Below are 17,936 nucleotides of genomic sequence, written 5' to 3'. Positions count from 1 at the left end.
GGGGCGTCCGGTGGCGGTGGTGGCCGACCGCGTCGGCTACGGCAGCCCGAACGCGTTGGCGCGCGCCTTCCGCGTGCGCATGGGCTGCGCCCCGCGCGACTGGCTGGCGCAGCAGCGCGGTGACGCGTCGCTCAGTCGCGTAGGTCGGGTTCGCGCAGCGTAACCCGACAACCCGTGTCCGGCCTTGCCGCAGCCCGGCAGTTCGGGCCTGTCGGGTTACGCTGCGCGAACCTGACCGCCATCTGCATCTACATCTGCGGCGCCCCCGCCCTTCCCATGCCGGCCCGTCCCGGCTAAGTTATGCCCCTCGAAAAACAACGGCAGGGGACAGCATGCATCAGCAGCAGTTTTACATCGACGGCCAGTGGGTCGAACCTTCCTCCGCCGCCCGGCGCGAGGTCATCGACCCGGCCACCGAATCGGCGGTGGGCGTGATCGCCATGGGCGCGGCGGCCGACGTGGATCGCGCCGTGGCCGCGGCGAAGGCGGCCTTCCCGGCCTTTGCGGCCACCTCCCGCGAGGCGCGGCTGGATCTCGTCGCGCGCATCGGCGTGGCCTACAAGAAGCGTTTCGACGACATGGCGAAGGCCATCGCCGCCGAGATGGGTGCGCCCTTCAAGATGCTGGCCAGCGGCGCCCAGGCGGCGTCGGGCCTGGGGCACTTCCGGGCCACCGCGGCGGCGCTCAAGGAGATGGCGTTCGAGCGCCTGCAGGGCTCCACCCTCATCGCGCGGGAGCCCATCGGCGTGTGCGCCCTCATCACCCCCTGGAACTGGCCGGCCAACCAGATGGCCTGCAAGATCGCCCCGGCGTTGGCGGCGGGCTGCACCATGGTGCTCAAGCCCAGCGAGCTGGCGCCCCTGTCGGCCGTGGTGCTGGCCGAGATCCTCGACGACGCGGGCCTGCCGCCGGGGGTGTTCAACCTGGTGCAGGGCGACGGCGCAGGCGTGGGTGCGCCGCTCGCGGCCCATCCGGACGTGGACATGGTGTCCTTCACCGGCTCCACCCGCGCCGGCAAGCAGGTGATGAAGACCGCCGCCGACACGGTGAAGAAGGTGGCGCTGGAGCTGGGCGGCAAGTCGGCCAACATCCTGCTGGACGACGCGGATTTCCCCCGCGCGGTGAAGCAGGGCGTGCTCACCCTGATGCTCAACAGCGGCCAGAACTGCAACGCCCCCTCGCGCCTGCTGGTGCCGGCGGATCGGCTGGCGGAGGTCGAGGCCCTGGCCGTCGCGGCGCTCGCCAAACTGGCGGTGGGCGACCCGTGGGACGAGGCCACCACGATGGGCCCGGTGGCCAACGGCGCCCAGTTCGCCCGGGTGCAGCAGCTGATCGAAAGCGGCATCGCCGAAGGGGCGACGCTGCTGGCCGGCGGGCCGGGGCGGCCGGCGGGCATCGCCCGGGGCTACTTCGTGCGGCCGACGATCTTCAGCCGGGTGACGCCCGCGATGACCATCGCCCGGGAGGAGATCTTCGGCCCGGTGCTGTCGATCATCGCCTACAAGGATGAAGACGACGCCGTGCGCATTGCCAACGACACGCCCTACGGTCTGTCGGGCTATGTGTCGTCGGCCGACCCGGCCCGCGCCCGCCGCGTGGCCCGGCGTCTGCGCACCGGTAACGTGCACCTCAACGGCGCGCCGGTGGATACCGCCGCGCCCTTCGGCGGCTACAAGCAGTCGGGGCTGGGGCGGGAGTGGGGCGCCTGGGGCATCGAGGAATACCTCGAGACCAAGGCGATCGTCGGCCATGGCGCCGACTGAGCGCCGCTGCCCGGCATGAGGCCGGCGGCAGCCCTGGGCGGGCTCATCGCCGCGCTTGCCGGCGCGGCGCTGGCGGCGGGCCTGCTTGCCGCCCGCCCGGCCTTCTACTTTGCGCTGGCCGACCGGGTGGCGTGGCGGCTGGGCACCCCCGCGCCGGGCCAGACCCGGCTCGAAGACAGCCTGCACACCCTGTACCGGCGCGGCGAGCCGCTGCTGGGCGGCGACGCCACCCTGCTGCTGGGCGACAGCCATCTCCACGGCTTTCCCACGGCGCTGTTGCCGGGGGCGGTCAACTACGCCATCGGCGGCGAGACCGCGGCCCATCTGGCCCGGCGGGTGGTGGACTACCCGGCGCGGGGGCGGGTGCGGCGGGTGGTGCTGCTCACCGGGCGCAACGATCTGGCCCAGGGGCAGCCGCCCCGGGCGGTGGCGGAGGCGGTCGGGCAGATCGCCGGACACATTCCGCAACCTGTCGCGCTCGTCATGCTGGGTATTCCGCCCGTGCGCGGGGCGGGGAATGCCGTAAACTCCACCCGCGAGACCAACCGCCTGCTGGCCGAGGTGTGCGCCGCGCGGCCCAACTGCCGTTTCGTCGGCACCGACAGGCTGGCCGACGCGGGCGGCGCGCTCGACGCCCGCTTTGCCAGCGCCGACGGCATCCACCTCAACCCCGCCGGCTATGCCGAGCTGGCCGCGCTGATCGCCGCGGCCACCCCGCCCTGAATGCCAGCCCAACCCCTGTCGCCCCGCCGCTCCGCCCCATGAAGTCGCCCGCCCTCCGCTTCAACGAAATCGATTTCCTGCGCGGCATCGCCTGTCTGGCCGTGCTGCTGTTCCACTACTTCTCCCGCGCGCCGCGGGCGGGGTGGATGCAGGGCGTGGATTACCCCGCCTTCGAGGCGCTGGCCCGCTACGGCTACCTGGGCGTGCATCTGTTCTTCGTCATCAGCGGCTTCGTGATCCTCATGTCGGCCCACGGCGCCACGCCCCGGGCCTTCGTCGCCTCGCGGGTGGCGCGGCTCTACCCCACCCTGTGGGTGGGCGCCACCCTCACCGCCGCCACCGCCTGGCTGCTGGGCGAGGTGCGCTTCGCGGTGTCGCTGCGGGATTACCTCATCAACCTCACCATGCTCGCCCACTGGTTCGACGCCAGCTATGTGGACGGCGCCTACTGGTCGCTGGCCTACGAGCTGCACTTCTACATCTTCGTGTGGGTGGCCCTGCGCCTGGGGCTGATGGATCGCCTGTCGTGGCTGCTGGTGGGCTGGCTGGCGATCAGCGCGGTCAACGCCATCAAGCCCATGTGGCCGCTGCAGTTCTGGCTCAACGCCAAGTGGGCGCCGTTCTTCGTGGCCGGCGGCGTGTTCTACCTGATCCGCACCCAGGGCGGCACGGCCCTGCGCTATGCCCTGCTGGCGGCATCCTTCGCGCTGGCGCAGGTGTACGCCCTGGGCGACGCCGCCGCCCAGGGCACCGGCCCCGAGGCCGTGGCCCTCCAGCCGGCGGCGGTGGCGGCGGTGGTGACGGCGGTGTTCGGCGTGTTCTGGCTGATCGCCACCGGGCGCTTCTGCATGCGCGCCTCGACCATGACCGTCTACGCCGGCCTGCTCACCTATCCGGTGTACGTGATCCACCAGTTCTTCGGCGCCATGCTCTTCGAGCAGCTGCGCGGGGCCCTGGGCGTGCCGCTGGCGATGGGGCTGACGGTTGCCGCGGTGCTCGGGCTGGCCTGGGCGATCCACGCGGGCGTCGAGCGCCCCCTTGGCAAGCGCCTGCGTCAGGCCCTGGACGCGCCCCACCGGCCGGCCCGGGTGTCGTCGCTGGCGGGCTGACGCGCCTTTCTCGCCATGGTCATCGTCGCCCTCGTCTGCCTCTTGCTGCTGGTGCTCACCACCGCGCTGCACTACGAGGTGCTGCGCAACCTGTCCATCGTGCTGCCCGGGCTGCCCATCCGGCCGCGGGTCAAGCTGGTGGTGGTCATCATCGCCGCCTTCGTCGCCCACGCCCTGGAGATCGCCCTCTACGCCCTGGCCATCGTCGGCCTGATGCGTTTCGGCGGCCTGGGCGCGCTGGGCGATCCGGCACGCTTCGGGTTCGATGTGGCCTTGTATTTCTCCGCCGAGACCTTCACGTCCCTGGGCTACGGCGACGTGGTGCCAGGCGGTGCCCTGCGCCTGCTCGCCGGGGCCGAGGCGCTCAACGGGTTGCTGCTCATCGGCTGGTCGGCCTCCTACGCCTACATCGCGATGGAGCGCTTCTGGGACGGCGGGGGCTGGCGCCGCGACTGAGCCAGCAGGGGCAGGGCGGGGGCGCTTCAGCCCGCCGCCGATCCGACGTTAACCCGGTATCCCGTTGCCAAGCGAGGCGCCTCCATGACCCTCTTTGCCGACCTGCGTCAGGTCGTCTATGCGCTCTCCGATGCGCTCGATCTGGTGGGTGTGGATGACGTGGCTCACGGCAAGCGGGTGGGGATCATGGCTGCCGAGTGCGGCCGGGTGGCCGGCCTGCCGGAAGCCGAAACCGCCTTCCTGCTCGATCTGGGCATGCTCCACGACATCGGCGTGTCGTCCACCCGGGCCCACTGCCATCTGGTCGAAAAGTTCGACTGGGACGGCTCGCAGGTGCACTGCGAGGTGGGGCACGCGCTGCTCAAGGGCTTCGCCCCCCTCGAGGCGATGGCCGAGCCGGTGCGCTACCACCACACCCGCTGGGACAGCCGCCCCGCCGACAGCGTGGCCCCCGACACCCTGCGTGTCGCCAACCTCATCTACCTGGTGGACCGGGTGGACGCCCTGGCGGCCAGCCACTACGCCGACAACACCCTGCTGCTGTTTACCGACGAGATCCGCGCCCGCATCGCCGAGCACGCCGGCACCTATTTCTCGCCCGAGCTGGTGGCGCTGTTCCTCGACGCCTCCCACGCCGAAGCCTTCTGGCTCCGGCTCGAGCCCCGCTCGATCCAGGCCCGGATGGTCGAATCCCTCGCCGAAGCGCGCGACTATCCTGCCGGCACCGACGAACTCAAGCACCTCGCCGCCATCTTCGCCCGCATCGTGGACGCCAAGAGCCCCTTCACCGCCGAGCATTCGCTGGGCGTGGCCCGCCTGTCCCGCCATCTGGCCGAGCGGCTGGGCGTGCCGCCGGACACCTGCGACAAGCTGGAGATCGCCGGCATGCTCCACGACCTGGGCAAGCTGCGCATCCCCGACGAGATCCTCGACAAACCCGGCCGCCTCGACGCCGCCGAGCGCAAGATCATCAACACCCACAGCTACGAGACCTACCAGATCCTCCACGGCATCCGCGGCTTCGAGGAGATCACCCGCTGGGCCGCCTATCACCACGAGGAGCCCGACGGCAGCGGCTACCCCTTCCACCTCACCGCCGCCGACATGCCCTTCGAGGCCGCCATCCTGCGGGTGGCCGACATCTTCCAGGCCATGGTGCAGGTGCGCCCCTACCGGCAGGGCCTGGGCAACGCCGAAGTGAGCGACTTCATCCGCCGCCTCGCCGACGACGGCCGCATCGACCCCCGCGTGGCCGACACCCTGCTGGCCGACGTACCCGCGGCACGTCACGCCGCCAGCCCGACGCTGGCCGATCTGCCGGGGGGTGAGGGGTAGCGCTGCGCAGCCCGACGCGGGGCGCCCTCGTCGAGGCGATTCGCCTGCCCGATGCCGGGTAAGCCCGGCGGCCGGCGGCCAGCTGGGCGGGGCGATGCGCTTGAAGGGCGGGGAAGGCGGCTTCGGCTAGAATCACGTTTTCGCCAAAGCTGACAGACAAGGATTCCCATGCCCACCCCCGGCACCCCCGTTCTCCGCGAGGCTTACCAGCCTCTGGCCTATGGCATCGAGACGGTCGATCTCGACTTCAAGCTCGACCCCCAGGCCACCGTCGTCACCAGCCAGCTCAAGTGCGTGCGTAACCCGGATGCGGCCGCCGGCCCGGTGGTGCTGTTCGGCGAGGCGCTGACGCTGCTGTCCATCGCCATCGACGGGGCGCCGCCGGCCGAGGGCCAGGTGCGCGAGACGGAATCCGGCCTGGAGGTGGATGTGGACGCCGACGAGGCGGTGCTCACCATCGTCACCCGCATCGATCCGTCGGCCAACCTCACCCTGTCCGGGCTGTACCAGTCCCGCGGCGGCTTCTACACCCAGTGCGAGGCCGAGGGCTTCCGCCGCATCACCTACTTCCCGGATCGCCCCGACATCATGGCGCGCTACACCGTGCGCCTGGAGGCCGACGCCGCCACCTGCCCGGTGCTGCTCTCCAACGGCAACCTGCTCGAAACCGGCAGCCTGCCGGGCGGCCGCCACTTTGCCCGCTGGGAAGACCCCTTCCCCAAGCCCTCCTACCTGTTCGCGCTGGTGGCCGCCCAGCTGTCGGCGCTGGAGCGCACCGTCGCCACCGTGAGCGGTCGCGAGGTGCTGCTGCAGGTGTGGGTGGAGGCGCGGGATCTCGACCGCGTCGCCCACGCCATGGATTCGCTGGTGCACTCGATGCGCTGGGACGAGGAGGTGTTCGGGCTCGAGCTGGATCTTGACCGCTTCATGATCGTCGCCGTGTCCGATTTCAACATGGGCGCCATGGAGAACAAGGGCCTCAACATCTTCAACACCAAGTACGTGCTGGCCAACCCGGAGACCGGCACCGATCTGGATTTTGAAAACGTCGAGAGCGTCGTCGCCCACGAATACTTCCACAACTGGACGGGCAACCGCGTCACCTGCCGCGACTGGTTCCAGCTCACCCTCAAGGAAGGCCTCACCGTCTTCCGCGACCAGCAATTCACCGCCGACATGATGGCGCGGGCCTCCGATTCGCCGGCCGCGGCGGCATCCGCCCGGGCCGTCACCCGCATCGCCAACGTACGCGGCCTGCGCAGCGGGCAGTTCCCCGAAGACGCCGGCCCCATGGCCCACCCGATCCGCCCGGACAGCTACCAGGAGATCAACAACTTCTACACCGCCACGGTGTACCAGAAGGGCGCCGAGGTGATCCGGATGCTCCTCACCCTGCTCGGGCGCGAGGGCTTCCGCAACGGCATGGATCTCTACTTCTCGTACCACGACGGCCAGGCCGTCACCTGCGACGACTTCGTGGGCTGCATGGCCGAGGCCAACGGGGCCGATCTCGACCTCTTCATGCGCTGGTACAGCCAGGCCGGCACCCCGCGCGTGAAGGCCGAAGGCGCGTGGGACGCCGCCACCGGCACCTACACCCTCACCCTCAGCCAATCCACCCCGCCCACCCCGGGCCAGCCGGAAAAGCTGCCCCTGCACATCCCGGTGGCGGTGGGCCTGATCGGGGCCGATGGCGCCGACCTGCCCCTCCAGCTCGAAGGCGAAGCCAACCCCGGCGACACCACCCGCGTGCTCAACCTCAAGGAAGCCAGCCGCAGCTGGCGCTTCACCGGCCTCGCCGCCGAGCCGGTGCCGTCGGTGCTTCGCGGCTACTCCGCGCCGGTGATCCTCGAGATCGACGAAGACGACGAACGCCTCGCCTTCCGCATGGCCTGCGACGCCGACCCCTTCAACCGCTGGGACGCCGCCCAGCGCTTCATGGAGCGCGTCGTGCTGGGCCTCGCCGCCGATGCCGCTGCCGGCCGCAAGCTGGAAGTGCCCCAGGCCTTCGGCCACGCCTTCCGGGCGCTGCTGGTCAATGAAAGCCTCGACCCGGCCTTCGTCGCCGAAACCCTGGCCCTGCCGTCCGAGGCCTATCTGCTCGAGCGCATGCAGCCGGCCGACCCGGCCCCGCTCCGCGCTGCGCTGATCCACCTGATGCGCGAGATCGGTCAGGCCATGCAGGCCGATCTCCTGGGCCGCTATCTCGACCTGGAGGTGGACGGCGAGTATCGCTACCACCCGGCCGACGCCGGCAAGCGCAGCCTGCGCAACCTGTGCCTGCGCTACCTCACCGCCTGGGGCGGCCCCACCGCCATCGACCTGGCCGCCAAGCAGTTCGAGCACGCCGGCAACATGACCGAGCGCTACGGCGCCCTGGCCGCGCTGGTGCAGAGCGACGCCCCCCGGCGCACCGAGGCCCTGGCCGCCTTCCACGACCGCTACCGGGACGACGCGCTGGTGCTCGACAAGTGGTTCCTGCTCCAGGCCACCGCCTGGCGCTGGTCCGACGCCGCGCCGGCCACCGTCGACGCGGTGCGCGCCCTGATGGACAACCCGGCCTTCAGCCTCTCCAACCCCAACAAGGTGTATTCCCTGCTGGGCGGCTTCTTCAAGAGCAACGCCGCCGAGTTCCACCGGCCCGACGGCGCCGGCTACGCCTTCTGGGCCGAGCAGGTGGTGGCGCTCGATCGCAACAACCCCCAGGTCGCCTCGCGCATGGCCCGGGCGCTGGAGGGCTGGCGCAAGTTTACGCCGGAGATCCAGGCCCGCATCCGCGGCGCGCTGGCCCAGGTGGCCGCCGCCGAGGGGCTCTCCCCCGACGTGGCCGAGATCGTCGGCAAGGCCCTGGGCTGACGGCCTCCCGCCCGCCGGCCCGGCTGGGGCGGCGGGTGCCCGAAATAGGTCTTCGTCATCGATCCGCGGCCCATGGTGGCATCTGCCGCAGCCGGCTGCCTGAGCGGGCGGCCAGCGGCCGGCGGCTCCGGTATCATGACTAACCTTCAATTTTTTTGCGGCGCGGCAATGGAACTCCTCACCACCTTCATCGACATCATCCTGCACCTCGACGTGCATCTGGCGGCGCTCACCGCCCAGTACGGCACCTGGATCTACGTGATCCTGTTCCTCATCATCTTCTGCGAGACCGGGCTGGTGGTCTTCCCCTTCCTGCCGGGCGATTCCCTGCTGTTCGTGGCCGGCGCCCTGGCCGCCACCGGCGGCATGGACATCTGGGTGCTGTGCGCGGTGCTGCTCACCGCCGCGGTGCTGGGCGACAACATCAACTACTGGATCGGCCACAGCATCGGGCCCAAGGTGTTCCGCTGGGAGAACTCCCGCTTCTTCAACCGGGCGGCCTTCGACAAGACCCATGCCTATTTCGAATCCCACGGCGGCAAGACCATCATCATCGCCCGCTTCCTGCCCCTGCTGCGTACCTTCGCCCCCTTTGTGGCCGGCGTGGCGCGCATGACCTACACCCGCTTCGTGGCGCTGGATTTCCTCGGCGGTTTCATCTGGATCTTCTCCCTGTGCTGGCTGGGCTACGGCTTCGGCAACATGCCGGTGGTCAAGAAGAACCTCTCCCTGGTGATCGTCGGCATCATCGCCATCTCGCTGCTGCCGGTGGCGATCGGCTGGCTCAAGGGCCGTCGCGCCCAGGCCGCCGCCTGAGGACGACCCATGAAAAAGATCGTCATCCTCATCTCCGGCCGTGGCAGCAACATGGAAGCCATCGTCCGGGCCCGCATCCCCGGCGCCACCGTCGCCGCGGTGATCTCCAACCGCCCCGACGCCGCCGGCCTGGCCTTTGCCGCCAGCCACGGCATCCCCGCCCAGGTGGTCGATCACAAGGCCTACCCCAGCCGCGAGGCCTTCGACGCCGCGCTGGCCGAGACCATCGACGCCCACCAGCCCGATCTGGTGGTGCTGGCCGGCTTCATGCGCGTGCTCACCGACGGCTTCGTGGGGCGCTACAACGGGCGCCTGCTCAACATCCACCCCAGCCTGCTGCCGTCCTTCCCGGGCCTGCACACTCACCAGCGGGCGCTCGAAGCCGGCGTGCGGGTGGCGGGCACCACCGTCCATTTCGTCACCCCGGCCCTCGACTGCGGCCCCATCGTGATCCAGGCCGTGGTGCCGGTGCTGGAAGGCGACGACGAAGCCGCCCTGGCTGCCCGGGTGCTGGTGCAAGAGCACCGCATCTACCCGCAGGCGGTGCGCTGGTTCGTCGACGGGCGCCTCAGCCTCACCGCCGACGGCAAGGTGCGGGTGGCCGACGAACCCGCCGGCCCCGCCGGCTGGACGGTGCCGCCCGTCGAGGGCTGACCCGGCCATCGTGGGCGACACGCGAAACCGCAGCCTGTGGATCGCCGTCGGCGTGTCGGCGGTGGTACATCTGGCCGTGCTGCTGATCCCCGGCTGGCGCCTGCCGAGCGAGGAGGCCAACGTGCTGCCGCCCCTCGACGCGCGGCTGGCGCCCTTGCCCCGGCCCAGCATCCGCCCGGTGGATGACGAGAAGCGCGCGGTGCTGGGCGATGCGCCGGCCCCACGTCCTACGCCCAAGCCCCGCAAGCCGGCCCGCCCGGCCGAACCCACCGCGCCCGGCGGCCCGGTGGCCAGCCTCGCCCCCGATCCGGCCTTGGGCAGCGGCACCGAAAGCGCCGAGGATGCCGTCGCCGGCAGCGACGCCAGACCGGCCGACACCACCCCGCCCGACGCCACGCCGGATGCCGACACCGGCAAGGGCGGCCAGGGCAAGACCGGCAAGCCCGCCGGCCCGGGCATCGCCGAGCTGTGGGCGGCGTCCGGCAAGGTGCAGTACAACGTGATCCGCGGCGAGCACAACTTCATCATCGGCCGCACCACCCACGCCTGGACCCACGACGACGAGCATTACTCGATGGAGACGGTGATCGAAACCTCCGGCCTCGTCGGGCTGGTCAAGCCCTTCCGGATGGTCCAGCGCAGCGAGGGGCGGATCGGGCCGAAGGGCCTGCTGCCCGAGAAATTCACCGTCGAGCGCGACGGCCAGATGAAGGAGCGGGCCGACTTCGACTGGTCGTCGGCCAAGGTGGTGCTGGTGGCCGGAGAGCGTCACCGGGAGTTCTCCATCGCCGAGGGCGATCAGGACGTGCTGTCGCTGATGCACCACCTCTCGTTCCAGCCCGACGGCCCGCTGCGCGCCGAGCTGCTGGTGGTGACCGGCAAGAGCGCGGTGCGCTCGGTGATCGAGAACCTGGGCATCGAGGAGCTGGACATCCCCGCCGGCAAGGTTTCGGCCTACCATCTGGGCAGCAGCGGCCATCGGGGCGAACTCAAGATCGACATCTGGCTGGCCCGCGACTACGCCAACCTGCCGGTGCGCCTCAAGATCACCGACAAGAACGGCGAGGTGCTCGATCAGGTCGCCACCGGCGTCGATCTTGGCCCCCGGGCTGCCGCCACCAAGTAGCGAGTTCGGTTTAGACTCCGCCCCCGGGCCGCTCCGGCGTCGCCCCGGCCGGCATCCGCCCGGCCCACAGAACACCGCAATCAGTATCGGACTTCCATGACCATTACCGCCGCCCAGATCCAGTCCGCCAGCCAGGCCCTCCGTGCCGTCCTGCGTTTCGACTACCCCGCCGACTCGGTGCTGTCCCGCTACTTCCGCGACCTGCGCGAACTTGGCGCCCGCGACCGGGCCTTCGTGGCCGAAGCGGTGTACGGCGTGCTGCGCCGCAAGCGCTCCCTCGAACGCCTGTGCGGCGAGGACATCTCCACCCGCAAGCTGGTGCTCGCGTGGCTCGCCCGCGTCGAAGGCGTCACCCTGCGCCAGCTGGGCGACGGCCTGCATGGCCGCGACACCGACTTCTTCACCCAGGTGAAGGGGCGCGAGACCGGCGAGATGAGCTTCGCCGAGCGGGCCGACCTGCCCGACTGGCTGGCCGAGCGCCTGCTGGCCACCCGCAGCGAGGCCGACGCGCTGGCCCTGGCCCAGAGCCTCAACCGCCCGGCGCCTCTCGACCTGCGCGCCAACACCCTCAAGCTCGACCGCGACGCGCTGGTCGAAAGGCTCCGCGCCGACGGCATCGCCTGCGCGCCGGGGCGTTACTCGCCGGTGGCCGTGCGCCTCGAAGGCAAGCCCGCGCTGCAGAAGCACCCGCTGTTCCTCGACGGCAGCTTCGAGGTGCAGGACGAAGGCAGCCAGCTCCTGGGCTTCCTGCTCCAGCCCAAGCGCGGCGAGATGGTGGTCGACTTCTGCGCCGGCGCCGGCGGCAAGACCTTGCTGCTGGGCGCGATGATGCGCAACTCCGGCCGGCTCTACGCCTTCGACGTCTCCGACAAGCGGCTCTCCAAGCTCAAGCCGCGGATGGCCCGCTCCGGCCTGTCCAACATCCACCCGGTGACCATCGCCAGCGAGAACGACCCGCGGGTCAAGCGCCTGGCCGGCAAGATCGACCGGGTGCTGGTGGATGCCCCGTGCAGCGGCCTGGGCACCCTGCGCCGCAACCCCGATCTCAAGTGGCGCCAGAGCCCCGAGGCGCTGGCCGAACTCACCGTCAAGCAGGCCGCGATCCTGGCCAGCGCGGCCCGCCTCGTGAAGCCGGGCGGCCGGCTGGTGTACGCCACCTGCAGCATCCTGCCCGAAGAGAACGAGGCCATCGTCGCCGCCTTCCTCGACGCCAACCCGGGCTTCGTGGCCCGGAGCGCCGAAGAGGTGCTGGGCAAGCAGGGCATCGAGATCGCCTGCGGCGAGCAGCTGCGCCTCACCCCCGCCGCCCACGACACCGACGGCTTCTTCGCCGCGGTGCTGGAGCGTCAGGCCTGAGGCGCCTCCGCGGGCTGGGCGGGCGGGCCCGCGCGCGGGCCGCCCAGGCCGGGGCGGCCGAGCGCGAACCGACGCTCAACCTGCCCGCCCAGGGGCGCGTGGAACTGGCCTTCTCCCCGTGGAACGACCCGGAGCAGGCGCTGCTGGAGGCCATCGACGGGGCGCGGGAACTGATTCTGGTGCAGGCCTATCTGTTCACCAGCAAGCCCCTTGCCCGGGGCTTGATCGCCGCCCATCGACGCGGCGTGCGGGTGGAGGTGCTGCTCGATGCCGAATCCAACCGGCCGAACTCCCTCAGCGTGATGCCCGAGCTACTCAACGCGGGTATTCCCGTGGCGGTCGAAACCCGCTACAACATCGCCCACAACAAGCTGATGATCGTCGACCCGGATTCCCGTCACGGGACGGTGGCCACCGGGTCGTACAACTTCACCCGCTCCGCGCGGGTGGCCAACGCCGAGAACCTGCTGATCCTGCGCGACAACCCCGCGCTGGCCCAGGCCTTTGCCCGCAACTGGCAGCGCCACCGGGCCGAGGCGCTGCGCCTGGACAGCCTGGACGACATGCCGGCACGAAGAGGGAAACAGGATGGAAGAGAATCAGATCGCTGAACTGCTGATCGACGTCTGGCAGGACATGCAGCAACCGGCCATCTTCTGGCAGGTCGGCGTGCTCGCCGTGTGCCTGGTGCTGGCCAGCCTCATCACCCGCCAGATCAAGGCGGTGCTGCGTCGCCGCCGCGAGGCCGACCCCAGCCTCGCCGGCGCCGGCGAGGAGGGCCTGCGGCGGGTGATCTTCCCGCTCACCGCGCTGGGGCTGGTGCTCGTCGCGCGGATCGTGCTCAACGCCTGGCACCACGTGAATCTGCTCAAGCTGGCGGTGCCGCTGCTGGCCGCGATGGCGGCCATCCGGCTCACCGTGCATGCCCTCAAGCGGGGCTTTCCCCAGGCCGGCTGGCTGGCCAGCTTCGAGCGCTTCTTTGCCGCCGCCGCGTGGGTGGTGGTGGCGCTGCAGATCACCGGCGTGCTGCCCACCGTGATCGACGGGCTGGAGCAGATCGGCTTCACCGTCGGCAAGGCCAAGCTCAACCTGTGGATGCTGCTGCAGGGCGCGCTGACGGTGATGGTCACCATGCTGGTGGCGCTGTGGGCCGCCGGCGTGCTCGAGAGCCGGCTGATGCGCACCGAGGGGCTCGACTCCAACCTGCAGCTGGTGTTCGCGCGGCTCTCCAAGGCGCTGCTGCTGGTGCTGGCGGTCACCGTCAGCCTGCCGCTGGTGGGCATCGACCTCACCGCGCTGTCGGTGTTCGGCGGGGCGCTGGGCGTGGGCCTGGGCCTGGGCCTGCAGAAGATCGCCGCCAACTACGTGGCCGGCTTCATCCTGCTGCTCGACCGCTCGATCCGCATGGGCAACCTCATCTCGGTGGGCGCCGAGCGCGGCGTGGTGAGCCAGATCACCACCCGCTACACCGTGCTCAAGGGCATGACCGGCATCGAATCCATCGTGCCCAACGAGACCCTGGTGGGCTCGGTGGTGCAGAACGAAACCTTCACCGACCCCAAGGTGCGCATCTCGCTGCCGATTCAGGTGAGCTACGCCACCGATCTCGAGAAGGCCATGGAGATCCTCGTCGAGGCGGCCCACCACCAGCCGCGGGTGATGAAGGACCCGGCCCCCGGTGCCTTCGTCGAAGCCTTCGCCGACAGCGGCATCAACCTGCAGCTGGGGTTCTGGATCCGCGATCCGGCCGAAGGCACCCTGGGCATCCGCTCGGCGATCAACCTGGAGATCTGGCGGCGCTTCAAGGCCGAAGGCATCGAGATTCCCTTCCCTCAGCGCGAAGTGCGCATTCTGGGCGATGCGGCGGTGTCGACTAAAGACAACCTGCCCGCCTGACGATAAGGGGCAAACCGCCGCCCAGCTTGGTTTGCCCCGCGGGCTCGACTAGAATCCGGCGGCTGAAACCACATTTCAAGGAACGCACAGCCGATGTTCTCCGGATTGCTCGATCTGCCCTGGTGGGGCTACGTCGTCGTCACCCTGGCGATGACCCATGTCACCATCGCCTCGGTCACCATTTTCCTGCACCGTCACCAGGCGCACCGGGCGCTCGACCTGCATCCGCTGCCGGCCCTGTTCTTCCGCCTGTGGCTGTGGCTTACCACCGGCATGGTCACCAAGGAATGGGCGGCCATCCACCGCAAGCACCACGCCAAGTGCGAAACCCCCGACGACCCCCACAGCCCGCAGGTGCACGGCATCAACAAGGTGCTGTGGACCGGCGTCTTCCTCTACGTGAAGGAAGCCCGTAACAAGGACACCATCCAGCGCTACGGCCACGGCACGCCGGACGACGCCTTCGAGCGCAAGCTGTTCTCGCGCTTTCCCAAGTCCGGCATCCTGGTGATGCTGGCGGCCGATCTGATGCTCTTCGGTATCTGGCCGGGCGTGCTGATCTGGGGCGTGCAGATGGTGTGGATCCCGTTCTGGGCGGCCGGCGTCATCAACGGCCTGGGCCACTTCTGGGGCTACCGCAACTACAACTGCGCCGACGCCTCCACCAACCTGTTCCCCTGGGGCATCCTGATCGGCGGCGAGGAACTCCACAACAACCACCACAGCTTCGCCACCTCGGCCAAGCTGTCGGCCCGCTGGTACGAGTTCGACATCGGCTGGATGTATATCCGCATCCTCGAGATGCTCGGCCTTGCCCGCGCCAAGAAGACCATCCCGACGCCGCGCTTCGGCATTGCCAAGGCCCGCGCCGACTTCGACACCCTCCAGGCCGTCATCACCCATCGCTACGACGTGATGACCCGCTACGTGCAGGGCCTCAAGGCCATCGCCCAGGAGGAGTTCTCCGCCCTCAAGGCCCAGTCCGGCGGCAAATTCACGGTGGGCGAGCTGCGTCGCTGGCTGGCCGCCGAAGAAGGCCAGCTGTGCGCCGAGGAGCGCCAGCGCCTTGAAACCCTGCTGCGCGAGAACAAGCGGCTCGAAACCGTGGTGGCGATGCGCAACGAACTCACCGCCCTGTGGGCCCGCTCGTCCGCCAGCCGCGAACAGCTCCTCCAGCAACTCCAGGACTGGATCGCCCGGGCCGAGCAGAGCGGCATCCGCCAGCTCGAGGATTTCTCCCTGCGTCTGCGCCGCTACGCCTGACGCCCCGCCTCCGGCCCGGGGCCTCGCCGCCGGGCCGTCTTCCATGCTCATCCTGTTCAACAAGCCCTACGGGGTGCTGTGCCAGTTCACCGGCGAACCCGGCAAGGCCACCCTGGCCGACCACATCCCGGTGCCCGGCGTGTACGCCGCAGGCCGGCTGGATGCCGACAGCGAGGGCCTGCTGGTGCTGACCGACGACGGCGCGCTCCAGCAGCGCATCGCCGACCCCCGCCACAAGCTGCCCAAGACCTACCTCGTGCAGGTGGAGGGCATCCCCGACGAGGCCGCCCTGGCCCGGCTGCGCGCGGGCGTCGATCTGGGCGATTTCGTCACCAAGCCCTGCGAGGCGCGCCTCGCCGACGAACCCGCCTGGCTGTGGCCCCGCAATCCGCCGATCCGCGAGCGCAAGGCGATTCCGGTGAGCTGGGTCGAGATCGTGCTGCGGGAGGGCAAGAACCGCCAGGTGCGGCGGATGACCGCCAAGGTCGGCTTTCCCACCCTGCGCCTGATCCGCGCGCGCATCGGTGACTGGTGCCTCGATGGCCTCGCGCCCGGTGCGTGGCGGGAAGCCTTGCCCCCGCCGGCCTTGCCTCAGCCCGCCGGGCGACGACAGCCCGCGGGCGGACGTGCTAAGGTTGGCGGCTTCCGTAAACCCGCCCGATGACTGCTCAGATGATTGCGCCTTCGCTCCGCCGCGCGGCCCTGCTGGCCGCCCTGGTCGCCCTTTCGGCGGCCGCCGACACGCCGATGCCGATGACCGAACTCAGCGTCGGCATGTTCCGCATCGAGGCCGAGGTGGCCGCCAGCGACGAACACCGCATGCGCGGTCTGATGGAGCGCCGGAGCATGGCCGCCAACCGCGGGATGCTCTTCGTCTTCACCGAGCCGCGGCGCCACTGCATGTGGATGAAGAACACCCTGCTGCCGCTGTCGGTGGCCTTTCTCGACGACGAGGGGCGCATCCTCAACATCGAAGACATGCAACCCCAGACCGAGGACAACCACTGCGCGGCACGGCCGGCCCGCTACGCCCTGGAGATGAACCTCGGGTGGTTCCGCCAGAAGGCCCTGGGGCCCGGGACGAAGATCAACGGGGTGGCGCCCCTGGCCGTGAGCGGCCGCTGACGATCGGTGGCGCTGCCGGCAGCCGGGCGTGGGCCCGGTCGCCGGCAGGGTGGGCGCTCAGACCGCCGCGAGAGCCTGGTCGAGATCGGCCAGGATGTCGTCGATGTGCTCGATGCCGATGGACAGGCGGACCATGTCTTCCGACACGCCGGCCTTCTTCATCTCTTCGGGCGAGAGCTGGCGGTGGGTGGTGGAGGCCGGGTGGCAGGCCAGGCTCTTGCTGTCGCCGATGTTCACCAGGCGGGTGACCAGCTTGAGCGCGTCCTGGAAGCGGCCGCCGGCGGCCTTGCCGTCGCCGTCGGCGCTCTTCACGCCGAAGTTGAGGATGCCCGAGGCGCGACCGCCCATGTACTTCTGGACGAGGGCGTTGTCGGCGTGGTCGGGCAGGCCGGCGTAATTCACCCACGCCACCTTGGCGTGCCCCTTCAGGAACTCCGCCACCTTCAGGGCGTTGTCGCAGATGCGGTCCATGCGCAGGGCCAGGGTCTCGACGCCTTGCAGGATCAGGAAGGCGTTGAAGGGGCTGATCGCGGCGCCCATGTTGCGCAGCGGCACCACCCGGGCGCGGGCAATGTAGGCCGCCGGGCCCAGGGCTTCGGTGTAAACAACGCCGTGGTAGGAGACGTCCGGCTCGTTCAGGCGGCGGAAGCGCTCCTTGTGCTCCGCCCACGGGAACTTGCCGCTATCGACGATGATGCCGCCGATGGAGGTGCCATGGCCGCCCAGGTATTTGGTGAGCGAATGCACCACGATGTCGGCGCCGTGCTCGATCGGCCGGCACAGGTAGGGCGAGGGCACGGTGTTGTCCACGATCAGCGGGATGCCGTGGGCGTGGGCGATGGCGGCCAGGGCCTCGAAGTCGGTGATGTTGCCCAGCGGGTTGCCCACGGATTCGCAGTAGATGGCCTTGGTGCGGGCGTCGATCAGCGGGGCGAAGGAGGCCGGGTCGCGGTAGTCGGCAAAGCGCACCTGGATGCCGATCTGCGGCAGGGTGTGGGCGAACAGGTTGTAGGTGCCGCCGTAGAGCGTGGAGGCGGAGACGATGTTGTCCCCGGCTTCGGCGATGGTCTGGATGGCGTAGGTGATGGCGGCCATGCCGGAGGCCAGCGCGAGGCCCGCGATGCCGCCTTCCATCGCCGCCACCCGGGCTTCGAGCACGGCCTGGGTGGGGTTCATGATGCGGGTGTAGATGTTGCCGGCCACCTTCAGGTCGAACAGATCGGCCCCGTGCTGGGTGTCGTCGAAGGCGTAGGAGGTGGTCTGGTAAATGGGCACGGCCACCGCCTTGGTGGTCGGGTCCGGGCTGTAGCCACCGTGCACGGCAAGGGTTTCGAGTTTCATCGGGATGTGTCTCCGGTTTGAGTTCTGCAAACGAAGGTGAAAGGTGTGGCCGATTGCCGCATCCGGGTTTTCCCGCGGCCTGTTCCGGGAACAGCCGGGTTTCAAAATTCTCACCAG

Annotated in this window: 16 protein-coding genes; 15 read left to right on the top strand and 1 reads right to left on the bottom strand. The window is 70.0% G+C overall.

Going from position 1 to position 17,936, the window contains the following annotated elements; translation table 11 throughout:
- The first annotated feature begins 332 nt into the window (after positions 1–332).
- The 15 genes from ACE3N6_RS07710 (at position 333) to ACE3N6_RS07640 (ending at position 16,478) form a co-directional block, all read left to right on the top strand.
- Positions 333–1,763, top strand: coding sequence for an aldehyde dehydrogenase family protein (locus tag ACE3N6_RS07710; protein ID WP_374244603.1), 1,431 nt, complete (start codon positions 333–335; stop codon positions 1,761–1,763).
- A gap of 15 nt (positions 1,764–1,778) precedes the next feature.
- Positions 1,779–2,486, top strand: a complete 708-nt coding sequence (locus ACE3N6_RS07705) for an SGNH/GDSL hydrolase family protein (protein ID WP_374244602.1) — start codon at positions 1,779–1,781, stop codon at positions 2,484–2,486.
- Between the two features lie 38 nt (positions 2,487–2,524).
- Positions 2,525–3,595 carry an acyltransferase family protein gene (locus tag ACE3N6_RS07700; protein ID WP_374244601.1) on the top strand — a complete coding sequence of 357 codons (1,071 nt, stop codon included), beginning with the start codon at positions 2,525–2,527 and terminating at the stop codon, positions 3,593–3,595.
- A 15-nt stretch (positions 3,596–3,610) separates the two neighbouring features.
- A complete protein-coding gene (locus ACE3N6_RS07695; RefSeq protein WP_374244600.1) occupies positions 3,611–4,051 on the top strand; it encodes a potassium channel family protein in 441 nt (146 codons plus the stop codon).
- Positions 4,052–4,135: 84 nt separating this feature from the next.
- Positions 4,136–5,386 carry an HD domain-containing phosphohydrolase gene (locus ACE3N6_RS07690; RefSeq protein ID WP_374244599.1) on the top strand — a complete coding sequence of 417 codons (1,251 nt, stop codon included), beginning with the start codon at positions 4,136–4,138 and terminating at the stop codon, positions 5,384–5,386.
- A gap of 168 nt (positions 5,387–5,554) precedes the next feature.
- Positions 5,555–8,242 (top strand): aminopeptidase N, encoded by a 2,688-nt coding sequence (gene pepN / locus ACE3N6_RS07685; protein ID WP_374244598.1) that lies wholly within the window; start codon positions 5,555–5,557, stop codon positions 8,240–8,242.
- 168 nt (positions 8,243–8,410) lie between these two features.
- Entirely contained in the window at positions 8,411–9,058 is a 648-nt protein-coding gene (locus ACE3N6_RS07680; protein ID WP_374244597.1) for a DedA family protein, read from the top strand.
- Between the two features lie 9 nt (positions 9,059–9,067).
- Entirely contained in the window at positions 9,068–9,712 is a 645-nt protein-coding gene (gene purN, locus ACE3N6_RS07675) for a phosphoribosylglycinamide formyltransferase (RefSeq protein WP_374244596.1), read from the top strand.
- Between the two features lie 10 nt (positions 9,713–9,722).
- Positions 9,723–10,838 carry a DUF3108 domain-containing protein gene (locus ACE3N6_RS07670; RefSeq protein ID WP_374244595.1) on the top strand — a complete coding sequence of 372 codons (1,116 nt, stop codon included), beginning with the start codon at positions 9,723–9,725 and terminating at the stop codon, positions 10,836–10,838.
- 96 nt (positions 10,839–10,934) lie between these two features.
- Positions 10,935–12,194: an RsmB/NOP family class I SAM-dependent RNA methyltransferase gene (locus ACE3N6_RS07665; RefSeq protein ID WP_374244594.1), complete on the top strand. Its 1,260-nt coding sequence runs from the start codon at positions 10,935–10,937 to the stop codon at positions 12,192–12,194.
- A gap of 98 nt (positions 12,195–12,292) precedes the next feature.
- Positions 12,293–12,805 carry a phospholipase D family protein gene (locus ACE3N6_RS07660; RefSeq protein ID WP_374244593.1) on the top strand — a complete coding sequence of 171 codons (513 nt, stop codon included), beginning with the start codon at positions 12,293–12,295 and terminating at the stop codon, positions 12,803–12,805.
- Positions 12,783–14,090: a mechanosensitive ion channel family protein gene (locus ACE3N6_RS07655; RefSeq protein WP_374244592.1), complete on the top strand. Its 1,308-nt coding sequence runs from the start codon at positions 12,783–12,785 to the stop codon at positions 14,088–14,090. The genes ACE3N6_RS07660 and ACE3N6_RS07655 overlap by 23 nt, the downstream gene beginning before the upstream one ends.
- 93 nt (positions 14,091–14,183) lie before the next feature.
- Entirely contained in the window at positions 14,184–15,353 is a 1,170-nt protein-coding gene (locus ACE3N6_RS07650; RefSeq protein WP_374244591.1) for a fatty acid desaturase, read from the top strand.
- Positions 15,354–15,396: 43 nt separating this feature from the next.
- Positions 15,397–16,017, top strand: a complete 621-nt coding sequence (locus tag ACE3N6_RS07645; protein WP_374244590.1) for an rRNA large subunit pseudouridine synthase E — start codon at positions 15,397–15,399, stop codon at positions 16,015–16,017.
- A gap of 8 nt (positions 16,018–16,025) precedes the next feature.
- Positions 16,026–16,478 carry a DUF192 domain-containing protein gene (locus tag ACE3N6_RS07640; RefSeq protein ID WP_374244589.1) on the top strand — a complete coding sequence of 151 codons (453 nt, stop codon included), beginning with the start codon at positions 16,026–16,028 and terminating at the stop codon, positions 16,476–16,478.
- 57 nt (positions 16,479–16,535) lie between these two features.
- On the opposite strand, the gene ACE3N6_RS07635 is transcribed toward ACE3N6_RS07640, so the two are convergent.
- Positions 16,536–17,819, bottom strand: a complete 1,284-nt coding sequence (locus tag ACE3N6_RS07635; RefSeq protein ID WP_374244588.1) for an O-acetylhomoserine aminocarboxypropyltransferase/cysteine synthase family protein — start codon at positions 17,817–17,819, stop codon at positions 16,536–16,538.
- Between the last annotated feature and the right edge of the window lie 117 nt (positions 17,820–17,936).

The sequence above is a fragment of the Zoogloea sp. genome (assembly GCF_041904905.1).
Lineage (GTDB): Bacteria > Pseudomonadota > Gammaproteobacteria > Burkholderiales > Rhodocyclaceae > Zoogloea.
The sequence above is the reverse complement of the archived record's forward strand: the minus strand, read 5'-3'. Positions and strand labels throughout refer to the sequence as shown.